Here is an 11,767-nt window from a genome sequence, read left to right on the forward strand (position 1 = left end):
CCGGGCTTTTCCGTCTCTAGGAGAGGGCGACTTAGGCCGACCGCTTGCGATCGTCTTCGTCGTTGACTTCTTCATAGTCCGCGTCGACGACATCGCCGTCGCGCGCGGCGTCAGCGGCGGCATCCGCATGGGCGGCGTCCGTCTGCTGGGCCTCGTAGATCGCCTGACCAAGCTTCATGGAGACTTCCATCAGCGTGTTGGTCTTGGCCTTGATGTCTTCGGCGTCCGGCTCGGAAGCCTCGACGGCGGTCTTCAGCGCGGCAATGGCGTCGGAGATCGCGTTGCGGTCGGTTTCCGAAACCTTGTCGCCGTAGTCCTTCAGCGACTTTTCCGAAGAATGGATCAGGCTTTCTGCCTGGTTCTTCGCTTCCACGCCTTCGCGGCGCTTCTTGTCGGTTTCGGCATTGGCTTCGGCGTCCTTGACCATCTTCTCGATGTCTGCGTCGGACAGGCCACCGGATGCCTGGATGCGGATCTGGTGTTCCTTGCCCGTACCCTTGTCCTTGGCCGATACCTGCACGATGCCGTTGGCGTCGATGTCGAAGGTCACTTCGATCTGCGGCATGCCGCGCGGTGCCGGCGGAATGCCGACGAGGTCGAACTGGCCGAGCAGCTTGTTGTCGGCTGCCATTTCACGTTCGCCCTGGGAGACGCGGATCGTCACGGCCGACTGGTTGTCGTCGGCGGTCGAGAAGGTCTGCGACTTCTTGGTCGGGATCGTCGTGTTGCGTTCGATCAGGCGGGTGAAGACGCCACCGAGCGTTTCGATGCCGAGCGACAGCGGGGTCACGTCGAGCAGCAGAACGTCCTTGACGTCGCCCTGCAGAACGCCGGCCTGGATCGCAGCACCCATGGCCACGACTTCATCCGGGTTCACGCCCTTGTGCGGCTCCTTGCCGAACAGCTGCTTTACGGTTTCCTGGACCTTCGGCATGCGGCTCATGCCACCGACGAGAACGACTTCGTCGATCTCGGCAGCCGAAACGCCGGCATCCTTCAGCGCGGCCTTGCACGGAGCAACGGTGCGCTGGATCAGGTCGTCGACAAGCGCTTCGAACTTGGCGCGGGTCAGCTTCATGGTCAGGTGCTTCGGACCGGAGGCATCCGCCGTGATGAACGGCAGGTTGATTTCGGTCTGCTGCGACGAAGACAGCTCGATCTTGGCCTTTTCGGCCGCTTCCTTGAGGCGCTGAAGAGCGAGCTTGTCGTTCTTCAGGTCGATGCCCTGTTCCTTCTTGAACTCGCCGGCGAGATACTGGACGAGACGCATGTCGAAGTCTTCGCCGCCGAGGAAGGTGTCGCCGTTTGTCGACTTCACTTCGAAGACGCCATCGCCGATTTCGAGAACCGAGATATCGAAGGTGCCGCCGCCAAGGTCGTAGACAGCGATCGTCTTGCCGTCCTTCTTGTCGAGGCCATAGGCGAGCGCGGCAGCGGTCGGCTCGTTAATGATGCGCAGCACTTCGAGGCCCGCGATCTTGCCGGCATCCTTGGTTGCCTGGCGCTGGGCGTCGTTGAAGTAGGCCGGAACGGTGATGACGGCCTTTTCGACCTTTTCACCGAGGTAGGATTCGGCGGTTTCCTTCATTTTCTGAAGGATCATGGCGGAGATCTGCGACGGCGAGTAATCCTTGCCATGCGCTTCGACCCAGGCGTCGCCATTGTCAGCCTTGGTGATCTTGTAAGGAACCATGTCCTTGTCTTTTTGCGTGGTCGGATCCTGGAAGGTCCGGCCGATCAGGCGCTTGATCGCAAAAAGCGTGTTTTCCGGGTTGGTGACGGCCTGGCGCTTTGCCGGCTGGCCAACGAGACGTTCGCCGTCTTCGCTGAACGCCACCATCGAGGGGGTCGTGCGCGCACCCTCGGCATTTTCGATGACCTTCGCATCTTTTCCGTCCATGACGGCGACGCAGGAGTTGGTCGTTCCCAAGTCAATACCAATAACTTTAGCCATGTCGTTCTCTCCTTGCAGCGGACTGTCGGAACCCGGTCAGGCATTCGTGAGACAGTCCCTAACGGGATGGTCTTTGGATTTCTTCGCAGCGGTGGCTGCGCCGATGCGGCGTATATAAGGACCGGCGTTTCGGACTGCAAGGCATTCTGCGGGGCGATTGGGGGCAAAAGCAAGCCTGCGATTGGCGTGCGGCCTACAATAGATGCTCGACCCGCGGCAGGGGCGGCTGCAAACTGCCAGGACGGCGCCGTTTGCGCCGCCTCAGCCGCCCGTCAGGATATCGAAAAGCGTCGTGCGCTTGGTGGCGCCGGTGGTCTCGCCGACGTCTGCCGGCGGCACCATGCCGCCACTGCCCTCAGGCAAAGGCCGGGTCTGCTGCACGGCGGCCGAGCCGTCGACGCCTACAGGCGGCTCAGGAAACGCGTTCGGGTCGCCGGAAAGCATGTCGCCCGCCGCGGCAGGCGCACCTCCGTCATCGAAGACCGGCTGCACCCCGGTTGTGCCGAACAGCGGCGAGGGCGAAAGGCCATCATGTGCGGCCACCATGAAGTCGTGCCAGGCCTTGGCCGGAAGGCCGCCGCCGGTGACCTTCTTCATCGACTTGCCGTCGTCATTGCCGAACCAGACGCCGGTGGTGAGGTTCGAGGTGTAGCCGACAAAAAGCGCATCGCGGAAGGATTGAGTGGTACCGGTCTTGCCGGCCGCCTCCCAGCCCTTCAGACGCGCCTTCTTGCCGGTGCCGTTGGTCAGCACCCGCACCATCATCTGGTTCATTTCGCTGACGATGGCCGGATCGAGCACGCGCGGCGGGTTGTCGTAGGTGTTTTCGTAAAGCACCGTGCCATCGGCCTTCGAAATCCGGCGAATGACATGCGGCGTCGCCTTGAAGCCACCGTTCATGAACGGGGCATAGGCCGAGGTCAGTTCGACCAGGCTCACTTCCGAGGTGCCGAGCGCGATCGAGGCGTTGGCTTGCATCTCGGAATCGATCCCCAGGCGATGCGCCACCTTCACCACGTTCTGTGGGCCGACCTCCATCACCAGCTGCGCGGCGATGGTGTTTAGCGAGTTGGCGAGCGCGTCGGCGAGCGTAACTTCGCCGCGGTATTTCTGGTCGTAATTCTCGGGCGTCCAGTTGCCGATTCTGACCGGGCCGTCGTTGCGGATCGACATCGGCGTGCGGCCGATCTCAAGCGCTGCCGCGTAGACGAAGGGCTTGAAGGCCGAGCCCGGCTGGCGCTTGGCCTTGGAGGCGCGGTCGAACTGGCTCTCGGCGTAGTCCTTGCCACCGACCAGCGCGCGGATGGCGCCGGTGCCGTCGATCGAAACGAGGGCTGCCTGCGAGGCGTCGAGCTTGGCGCCGTCGCCCGCAAGCGTGGCGCTGATCGCCTCCTCCGCCTGCTTTTCCAGATTGAGGTCGATGGTGGTGTCGACGATCAGGTCTTCCTTGACGTCGCCGATCATGCCGGGAAGCTGGTCCATCACCATGTCGGCGACATAGTGTTCGGCACCCGACCAATAGCTCTTGGCCTTGGTCGGCGTCTGCGACATCGCCGTCTTGATCTCGCTGTCGGTAACGAAGCCTTCCTCGCGCATGGCGCCGAGCACGACCTGGGCGCGCTCTTCCGCGGCCTTCGGGTCACGGGCGGGCGACAGGCGGGAAGGCGCCTTCAACAGGCCGGCCAGCAGCGCCGCCTCGCCGAGGTTCACGTCGCGCGCCGATTTGTTGAAGTAGCGCCTCGACGCCGCCTCAACGCCGTAGGCGTTCGAGCCGTAGAACACCCGATTGAGGTACATCGCCAGGATCTGGTCCTTGGAATATTTCTGCTCCAGCCAGAAGGCGAGTAGCACCTCCTGAACCTTTCGTTCCAGGGTCCGCTCCGGCGACAGGAACAGGTTCTTGGCAAGCTGCTGGGTCAGTGTCGAGCCGCCCTGGACCATTCGGCCGGTGGTGACGTTCGTCAGCATGGCGCGCGCCAGGCCCAGAGGGTCGACGCCGAAATGCGAATAGAACCGGCGATCTTCGATGGCGATCACCGCCTGCGGGATATAGGGTGACATGTTTTCGAGCGACAGCGCTTCGCCGCCGGTCGTGCCGCGATTGGCGATGATGTCGCCATTGACGGAGAGAATCTTGACGTTGGGCGGACGCTCGGGGATCGACCAGCTTTCAGCACTCGGCATGCGCGCGCCGTAATAGAGCACCAGGCCGCCGACGCCCATCGCGCCCCAGATGCCGAGCACAATGCACCAGTAAAACAGCGTGCGCACGAGACCGATGAAACCGCCGCCTCCGCCCGAGCCGCGGCGCGTTCCGCCGCGCTTGCTGCGCTGAGCCTTCTTCTTGGGCGCAGGAGCCGATTTGCCACGCGCAGGTTTGCGGCTGCCGCCGGTCACGCGATCGCTGGCCTCGATGCGAAAATCGTCATCGTCTTCGGCGTTGCCGCCGAACGAGGGCTCGATCCGTTGTCCTGACTTGCCGCTTGCTGCCATGCCGTTTGGATTTACCCCTCATGCCGCATTGCGGGCGCCCAGTCGTCCGCCCCAGCAGCGAACGCAATCCTAAAGGCGGGGAAAAATTGATCGCTCGACCCGCCATGGCGATGCGGTGAACTTTAAATGCGGCAATTTAAGGGGGGGTTAAAAACCGAATTGTAAAATATGCATGGTCTTCAACAGCTTGCCGGATTTGAAGCCCCAGGCCTTGCCGCTTCGTTCGCGCACGCCTGCCAGCATCAATCGCGCGGAGCCACGCGCACGCGCCATCATCAACAGCGGAGGAATTGGCCGCAGTTGCCGCCGACGTGCACGATCCGGCATTGTGTCTGTGTCGATGCCGGCCCTATTCGGCGGCCTTTTCGTCCTGAACCACGCGATCGGTCTTTTTCAGGAGCACAATTTCTTCGGACGTCGGCTGGCTTTCCGTCGTGATGCTGGCGGTGGTTGTTGTCGTATCGACCGCTGCATTGGTCTTGGCGTGATAGGCGCATTCGGCAAATGCCGCGGAGGCGGACAGGCCGACGGTGGCCACAGTCACCAGAATGATCTTCATGATCTTCTCCTTCTCGCTCACGCGTGAAATCCTAACCTGCAACGCGAGCCGCTCGAAATCACGATTTTGTTCCGGCGGAGGCTGCGCCAGGGTTATGGAGGTAGATCGAACGTCGTTGCTCTACTCGATCGAACTCCTGAGCGGTGTTTCGCCGACGAGCTTCGCCTGCTTGCTGCGGTCTGGTTCGGTGTACTCGTAAAGCCATTGGCTGAAAGGCAGTCGCAGCAGGACGGTCTTTGCCAGCTTGTTGGTAGCCATCGCATCGCAGTCGCGCGCCGGGTAGGCCTGGCGGGTACACATCGCTTGCGGACTGTCGACCAGGCGGTAGCCGTGACCTTGAAAGACCAGTGTGGTCATCGCGGTCAACCGGTACGAACCGGGCGGCACAACAACGAGGCGCAGGCTGGCAAGCCAGGTCGTCAGAATCAGGAGAACGATGATCGCGGTCGGGACCTGGAGCAATAACTTCAAGAAAGAGCCTGCAATTCCTAGGTGCAATGGCATCTAAGGAACCAAAAACGCCCGCATGTCTAGGAAGATGTGCGCCGTCATATCGGCTATCTCCAGTTGTGGTTTGCAACCTTTAACGCCAATCGCCACTCATATACGCAACCGGTAATAGATTGCGGACATGATTTTGGGTGAAAATTGTGCGATGCAACAAATCCGCCCTTGAAAATATTGCGACGCATGATTATTGTAACACTTATCGAAGCGCTGCACCTCCTCCCGCGGCGCCCGATGCGGATCGGTGGCACTCCTCCTCCCAGTCACCGGTCAAGTTTGAGAGCCCCGTGCACCTCCTCCCGCGCGGGGCTCTTTTCATGTCTGGACCCCCGCGCTCGTAACGAAAGCACCTGAACGGCGACGCAGATTTTGCTGGTCCTGTCGGTGTTGCGGGTGTATCGGCGCGGTTCATGGGCTCCAAGGCAAACGGCTATATCTACGCGCTCCTCGCCATCGTTATCTTTGCGATCCAGGACGGCATCTCCAAACATCTGGGCAGTGTCTATCCGCCGGTCTTCGTGGCGATGATCCGCTATTGGGCCTTTGCCCTGTTCGCCGTGGCGCTGGCCGCCCGCGCAACGGGAGGGCTCAAGCTGACGGCGACGACGAAACAGCCATTGCTTCAGGTACTGCGCGGGCTGCTGCTGCCGCTGCAGATCGTCATGATCATTACCTCTTTCACGATGGTTGGGCTGGCGCATTCGCAGGCGATCCTTTCAGCGACACCGCTGTTCGTAGCGCTTCTGTCGATGCCGCTTCTGGGCGAGCGTGTCGGCTGGCGCCGATGGCTGGCAATCTCGGTTGGGCTCATCGGCGTACTTCTGATCCTGAAACCGGCCGAAGGCGCGTTCGAACTCACATTCCTGTTGCCCTTGGCCGCAGCACTTGTCTTTGCCCTCTATGTCATCGTCACGCGGCTGGTCAGCCGCGACGATCCGGCGATGACGAGCTTCTTCTACACCGGCATCGTCGGCGCCGTGGCGATCAGCCTTGTCGGCCCATTCTTCTGGACGACGCTGTCGCCACCCGATTGGGGTTGGATGCTGCTCTTGTGCCTCACGGGAACCACGAGCCATTATTTCCTCATCCGTGCCTATGACGTGCTGGACGCGGTCGCCGTCCAGCCTCTGACCTATCTGCAGCTGGTCTTCGCGTCGATCATGGGCGTCAGCCTCTTCGGTGAGACGCTGACCACCAACATGGTTGCCGGCTCGGTGCTCGTGGTTGCGGCCGGCATCTTCACCGTCTGGCGCGAGCGCGTCGTTGCCCGCCGCAAGGCGGGCCTGCCGTCGACCTGACGCGATATCGATATTTTGGCGAATCTTGCTATGGCTTCGCCTTGATGTTGTGCTCGGTTGGCTGCCCCAAAAGCCGATCAGGAGGAGTGCCATGACGTTTCCGTCCGCCGCCGTGCTGGTGTTTTCGACGCTCGCTGCCGTGAATTCCGAAGCTCTGGCGCAGGACAACGTCGCCTATATCGACGACCGATCGGATGGTGCAGCAGTCGTTCGCTCGCTCTACAACGCCATCAATCGCAAGGAATATGCGCGCGCCTACGGTTATTTCGGCGAATCGAAACCGGTTGGCGGTTACAGGACTTTCACGCGCGGTTACGACCGCACCGTTTCGGTCGAAATAAAGCTCGGCAAGGTGAAGACCGAGGCCGGCGCCGGCAGCATCTATTCGGCTGTTCCGGTGGCGGTGAAGTCGATCGAAAAACGTTCGCGGGTACGCTTCTTCGCCGGCTGCTACGTGACGCGGATCATCAATCCTTCGCTGCAGGTGCCGCCGTTCACGCCCTATCAGATCGAAGCGGCGCGCCTCAAGGAAGTGAAGGGACCGCTGGAGGCGGCCCTTCCGACCGTCTGCAACGCCCCGTGACGACGACCTCTACTGAATAGGTCCGCGCCGCTCCGCAAGGAATCTTGACCGTTCGAACACCAGGATTACGGCGAGCGCCATGATGAACGGGATGACGAGATAGAGGATCCGGAAGATCGCCAGCGCCGCCAGCACGTCGGCCGGATCCATTTCCGGCAGGGCGGCGATGAAGACGAGCTCAAGAACGCCAAGTCCGCCCGGCGCGTGCGACAAGAGTGCTGCCGAAAACGACGCCAGAAAGATCCCGAGAATGACGATGAAACCCGGATTGCCGGCTTCCGGCAGGGCGAAATAGATGATCCCGGCGGCACCGATCAGCTCGACCGGCGCGATCACCAGCTGCCGCAGCACGATCGAGGGCTTGGGATAATGCAGCTGGAACCAGCGTGTGCGGATCGACGGCAGGCCGACGAGGCTGCCGATCACATAGAGCGCGATCACGACCAGGATCAGCACGCCCGTCGTCAGCGACATTTCGACCGGCAGGAACTCGGCGAACCGCTCGATGATCTCCGGTTTGACCAGAAGCACGATCGCCGAGAGCATCAGGGTGCCGAGCGTAAAGGTGAACGAGCAGAAGGCGACGAGCACGCCGACTTCGCCCGGCGTCAGCCCTTTCGATCGGTAGGCCCGGTAGCGCACGACAGCGCCCGAAAAGACGGAGGCGCCAAGATTGTGCGAGAGCGCATAGGTGGTGAACGAGCAGACGGTGATGAACCACAGCGAGATACGATGGCCGAGGTGATCGAGCGCCAGCTTGTCGTAGCCGGCAAGTGCTGCATAGGCGACCAGCGTTGCGCCGATCGCCAGCAGCCAGCTTCTCAGGGAAATCGCCTTGAAGCTGGCGATGAATTCGTCCAGCGAGAGGCCGCTCAGCTCGTGATAGAGCGCATGCACCGAAAAGATGATCGCCGCCAGCCCGACGACGGGCCAGAAATACGCGCGCAGCCTGCTCATACCGGTGTCGCGATCGCTGCAACAATCTTGGCCGAAGGCCCTTTCGACGGCGTCGCCTTTATCTCGGGACGCATCTGTTCATGAAAGCAGCCGCGATCGCGGCTCCAGCCCGTCACAGTTTCGCGTCCGGAACGCGACGTCTCGGTCCTCACACTTGCCAACGATCCAATTTCCCATTCTGATTTGTTTTGCAAAAGGGAAGCATCTGGTGTTTGGTCAAGAAATCGCGAACACGACACGGTAAAGCGGAGGCGGGCGGATGCAGAACGATGAGGAAAAGCCGATCGAGCCGGTTTTTCGCAATGGAACGGTGACGGTCGTCGGCGTGGTGCTGTCGTTTTCGCTGGGCTTTCTCACCCAGTGGGCAGCCAATCCGGTGCCATGGAATATGGGCGATCTTCCCGCCGTCATCCTGTTGGCGATCGGCATCCTTTTGCAGATGCATGCGCTCTGGGACTTTCTGCAGCTGCGGTCGCTGCAGCCAAAGGTCTACGGTCAGGCGACGCGCATCTTCTTCATCGGCGTAGTGGTTACCGGCAGCGGCGTGTTTGCAGCGCTTGTCGCCGACTTTGTCGTGATGATCTCGAAAGCGGGGTGATGGTCGTGGCGGGCTGACCCGCCACGACGTCGTTCGATATCAGGCGGCAAGCGCGTTCAGGATGCGGATCCAGGAACGAATGCCCTTGTGATAGGATTGCAGCTCGTATTTCTCGTTCGGCGAATGGATGCGGTCGTCCGAAAGGCCGAAGCCGACGAGCAGCGATTCCATGCCGAGCATCTTCTGGAAGTCGCCGACGATCGGGATCGAGCCGCCCATGCCGATGACCACGGCCGGCTTCGGCCATTCGTCGGAAAGGGCGAGCTTTGCCGTGTTGAGCAGGTTCGAATCGTAGGGCAGCTGGATTGCCGGCGAACCGCCATGGGCGTGAAATTCGACCGTGCAGTCCGCCGGCACCTTCGAGCGCACATAGGCGCGGAAAGCTTCGCGGATCTTCTCCGGGTTCTGGTTGCCGACCAGGCGGAAGGAGACCTTGGCGGAAGCCTGCGCGGCAATCACCGTCTTGAAGCCTTCGCCGGTGTAGCCGCCGGTGATGCCGTTGATCTCGGCGGTCGGGCGGGCCCAGGTGAGTTCGAGGACCGAACGGTTCTTTTCACCAGACGGGATCGACAGGCCGATTTCGCCGAGGAATTTTTCCGCGGTCTGGCCAAGCGTCTCCCATGCAGCCTTGATCTGGGCCGGGGTTTCCTCGACGCCTTCGTAGAAGCCTTCGAGCGTCACGCGGCTGTTTTCGTCATGAAGCCCGGCGAGGATGCCGGTCAGGATGCGGATCGGGTTGGCGGCAGCACCACCGAAATAGCCCGAATGCAGGTCGCGGTCGGCCGCCTTGATGATGACTTCCTCGCCGACGAGCCCGCGCAAGCCCGCCGAGATCGCAGGCGTGTCCCGGTCCCACATGCTGGTATCGCAGACAAGTGCATAGTCGGCTTTGAGTTCGGCCGCATTGGCTTCGAGGAAAGGTTTTAGCGACGGCGAGCCGGACTCTTCCTCACCTTCGAACAGGATCGTGACGCGGCAGGGCAGCGAACCGTGGACTTCCTTGTAGGCGCGGGCGGCTTCGACGAAGGTCAAGAGCTGGCCCTTGTCGTCGGCGGTGCCTCGGCCGGTGATGACCTTGCGGCCGGGCTCCAGCTCCTTGACGCCGGGTTCGAACGGATCGGTGTCCCACAGGTTCAGGGGATCGACCGGCTGGACGTCGTAATGCCCGTAGAACAGCACATGCGGGGCATCGGCGGTGGCGCCGGCGTGATGGGCAACTACCATCGGATGTCCGGGAGTGTCGCGGATCGAGGCGTCGAAGCCGAGGCCGTTCAGTTCCGCGACCAGCCATTCGGCGGCCTTGCGGCAATCGGCCTTGAAGGCCGGATCGGTCGAGATCGACTTGATGCGCACGAGGTCGAAAAGCCTGTCCAGGCTCTTCGGCAGGTTTGCGTCTGCGCGCTCGAGAATGGGGGTGATATCTGCCATCATGCATATCCTTGCTTCAAGTTTTGCCGGAACCTACTGCATGACGCCGCAAATCGGAATCGATTTCAGCAGCGAAATCATGCGGCCGTTCGACGGGCGGCAGCGATTTTGGCGTGTCCGAACGAACCCGCTCAGGTTGTTTAGAACCTCATGCGGGTGGATTTAAGCCAAATTTTTTGATGGAACGATTAGGGAGACGTGTTGCCTGTCACGCGGCACCGCCGTCACGCGCGGCATGGGCAAGCGCCATGCGCATGTATTCGAGCATGAGTTCGCGCTCGAATTGCCTGAGGCCTGATAACAGCGACTGATCGGCGGCAAGCGCTGCCTCCTTGGCCGCCGCCTCGATTTCCCTCGCCCTCTCGGTCAGGAAGATTTGCTGCGAACGCTTGTCCTGCGGATGTTTGCGCCTGACGATGAGCCCGTCGCGTTCCATTCTCGCCAGCGTGTTGGCCATGGTCGCCTGTTCGATGTCGAGCCTGTCGAGAAGCTGTTTCTGGGTCAGACCCTCCTCGGCCCATAGTTCCAACAGGACGGGAAACTGCCCGGGCGCGAAGCCGAGCTTCTGACCGCGCTCCTGAAGTGCACGCGAGAAGCTTTTGGCCAGCAGGCTGGCCAGGTAAGTCGCAGATTCCATACGGTTGAAGGCCATGCTCCAATGGGTACGCTCGAAGCGGCGCGAAGACAAGTTACAAAGCAGGCGATGGACTTGAGAAAGCCTTATCTCACAAGGATTTGACAAGGACTTGACCCAACCAACGAGAAACCGCCACGGCGCGGAGGCGGCGCCGTGGCGGTTCTCTGAAAACGGGACAAAGGCCCGGAGAGGGGGATAAGGCCTTTGTCCTCATCTGGTGCGGGCGGGGGACAGGCCAATCACCAGAAGACGGCATCACTCGGTGCCGTTGACTAAGATTTGAGGATTCAAATGTGGCTTTTCAAGGATTGGGCCAATGAATCGCACATTACAAATGCGTAACGTTTCTGTGAAAGCCGGACATTGCTCAAGCGCCCTTCGAGCGCCGGTTCCGCAAGGCAAAAATGACCTCCACGGCGCCGATCGCGATTGCAGTCGCCAACGCTGATTTCGCCACATCGCGGGCCGATTGATCCGGCCTGATGCACATGACGATAATGAAGGCGACGAAAAGTGCGGCCCGAGCGATCGCGTATTCGACCTTCTGCCACAGTGGCCACGGCGCGGCGTCCGCCCGTCTGAAATGGGCATCGAGCCCCGTCGTCGCAAGCAGATAGATCGGCGCAAAGACGGTCTTGATGACGACAAGGAATGCCGGATCGCTCAACAGCCAGGAAATGACGAAACAGACTCCGGCAAACCCTGAAAGAACAAGGTACTGTCTCAGTGCATATTGCACGTCATGCGGCATCG

General features: G+C 61.2%; 11 protein-coding genes. 3 read left to right on the top strand and 8 right to left on the bottom strand.

Going from position 1 to position 11,767, the window contains the following annotated elements; translation table 11 throughout:
- Positions 1-31 precede the first annotated feature (31 nt).
- The 4 genes from dnaK to J3R84_RS18425 all read right to left on the bottom strand — a co-directional run bounded on the left by dnaK (position 32) and on the right by J3R84_RS18425 (position 5,477).
- Positions 32-1,954 carry a molecular chaperone DnaK gene (dnaK, locus tag J3R84_RS18410; protein WP_025425431.1) on the bottom strand — a complete coding sequence of 641 codons (1,923 nt, stop codon included), beginning with the start codon at positions 1,952-1,954 and terminating at the stop codon, positions 32-34.
- Between the two features lie 261 nt (positions 1,955-2,215).
- On the bottom strand, positions 2,216-4,447 hold the full coding sequence (locus J3R84_RS18415) for a transglycosylase domain-containing protein (RefSeq protein ID WP_025425432.1): 2,232 nt from the start codon (positions 4,445-4,447) through the stop codon (positions 2,216-2,218).
- A gap of 349 nt (positions 4,448-4,796) precedes the next feature.
- On the bottom strand, positions 4,797-5,027 hold the full coding sequence (locus J3R84_RS18420; RefSeq protein ID WP_239637561.1) for a hypothetical protein: 231 nt from the start codon (positions 5,025-5,027) through the stop codon (positions 4,797-4,799).
- A gap of 99 nt (positions 5,028-5,126) precedes the next feature.
- Entirely contained in the window at positions 5,127-5,477 is a 351-nt protein-coding gene (locus J3R84_RS18425; RefSeq protein ID WP_144239129.1) for a hypothetical protein, read from the bottom strand.
- 446 nt (positions 5,478-5,923) lie between these two features.
- Between J3R84_RS18425 and J3R84_RS18430 the strand changes: the two genes are divergently transcribed.
- Both J3R84_RS18430 and J3R84_RS18435 read left to right on the top strand, forming a co-directional pair.
- Positions 5,924-6,811: a DMT family transporter gene (locus J3R84_RS18430; protein ID WP_025425435.1), complete on the top strand. Its 888-nt coding sequence runs from the start codon at positions 5,924-5,926 to the stop codon at positions 6,809-6,811.
- 91 nt (positions 6,812-6,902) lie between these two features.
- Positions 6,903-7,394, top strand: coding sequence for a hypothetical protein (locus tag J3R84_RS18435; protein ID WP_025425436.1), 492 nt, complete (start codon positions 6,903-6,905; stop codon positions 7,392-7,394).
- A gap of 9 nt (positions 7,395-7,403) precedes the next feature.
- On the opposite strand, the gene J3R84_RS18440 is transcribed toward J3R84_RS18435, so the two are convergent.
- Positions 7,404-8,351, bottom strand: coding sequence for a lysylphosphatidylglycerol synthase transmembrane domain-containing protein (locus J3R84_RS18440; protein WP_025425437.1), 948 nt, complete (start codon positions 8,349-8,351; stop codon positions 7,404-7,406).
- Between the two features lie 259 nt (positions 8,352-8,610).
- Between J3R84_RS18440 and J3R84_RS18445 the strand changes: the two genes are divergently transcribed.
- A complete protein-coding gene (locus J3R84_RS18445; RefSeq protein ID WP_025425438.1) occupies positions 8,611-8,949 on the top strand; it encodes a hypothetical protein in 339 nt (112 codons plus the stop codon).
- A 39-nt stretch (positions 8,950-8,988) separates the two neighbouring features.
- Here the strand turns inward: J3R84_RS18445 and J3R84_RS18450 are convergent, their stop codons facing one another.
- The 3 genes from J3R84_RS18450 to J3R84_RS18460 all read right to left on the bottom strand — a co-directional run bounded on the left by J3R84_RS18450 (position 8,989) and on the right by J3R84_RS18460 (position 11,765).
- Complete coding sequence (locus tag J3R84_RS18450) at positions 8,989-10,380, bottom strand: M20/M25/M40 family metallo-hydrolase (RefSeq protein ID WP_025425439.1); 1,392 nt, start codon at positions 10,378-10,380, stop codon at positions 8,989-8,991.
- Between the two features lie 205 nt (positions 10,381-10,585).
- The gene (locus tag J3R84_RS18455; RefSeq protein WP_025425440.1) at positions 10,586-11,029 is read right to left on the bottom strand and encodes a MarR family winged helix-turn-helix transcriptional regulator; all 444 of its coding nucleotides are present in this window, start codon (positions 11,027-11,029) and stop codon (positions 10,586-10,588) included.
- A gap of 352 nt (positions 11,030-11,381) precedes the next feature.
- On the bottom strand, positions 11,382-11,765 hold the full coding sequence (locus J3R84_RS18460) for a hypothetical protein (protein ID WP_025425441.1): 384 nt from the start codon (positions 11,763-11,765) through the stop codon (positions 11,382-11,384).
- Positions 11,766-11,767 lie beyond the last annotated feature (2 nt).

The sequence above is a fragment of the Ensifer canadensis genome (genome assembly GCF_017488845.2).
Taxonomy (GTDB): Bacteria; Pseudomonadota; Alphaproteobacteria; order Rhizobiales; family Rhizobiaceae; genus Ensifer; species Ensifer canadensis.

Excerpts from the sequence above, each read along its gene's own strand:
- J3R84_RS18450 (WP_025425439.1), bottom strand. The coding sequence starts at position 10,380 with ATGATGGCAGATATCACCCCCATTCTCGAGCGCGCAGACGCAAACCTG.
- J3R84_RS18430 (WP_025425435.1), top strand. The coding sequence starts at position 5,924 with ATGGGCTCCAAGGCAAACGGCTATATCTACGCGCTCCTCGCCATCGTT.
- J3R84_RS18455 (WP_025425440.1), bottom strand. The coding sequence starts at position 11,029 with ATGGCCTTCAACCGTATGGAATCTGCGACTTACCTGGCCAGCCTGCTG.
- dnaK (WP_025425431.1), bottom strand. The coding sequence starts at position 1,954 with ATGGCTAAAGTTATTGGTATTGACTTGGGAACGACCAACTCCTGCGTC.
- J3R84_RS18415 (WP_025425432.1), bottom strand. The coding sequence starts at position 4,447 with ATGGCAGCAAGCGGCAAGTCAGGACAACGGATCGAGCCCTCGTTCGGC.
- J3R84_RS18445 (WP_025425438.1), top strand. The coding sequence starts at position 8,611 with ATGCAGAACGATGAGGAAAAGCCGATCGAGCCGGTTTTTCGCAATGGA.
- J3R84_RS18460 (WP_025425441.1), bottom strand. The coding sequence starts at position 11,765 with ATGCCGCATGACGTGCAATATGCACTGAGACAGTACCTTGTTCTTTCA.
- J3R84_RS18440 (WP_025425437.1), bottom strand. The coding sequence starts at position 8,351 with ATGAGCAGGCTGCGCGCGTATTTCTGGCCCGTCGTCGGGCTGGCGGCG.
- J3R84_RS18435 (WP_025425436.1), top strand. The coding sequence starts at position 6,903 with ATGACGTTTCCGTCCGCCGCCGTGCTGGTGTTTTCGACGCTCGCTGCC.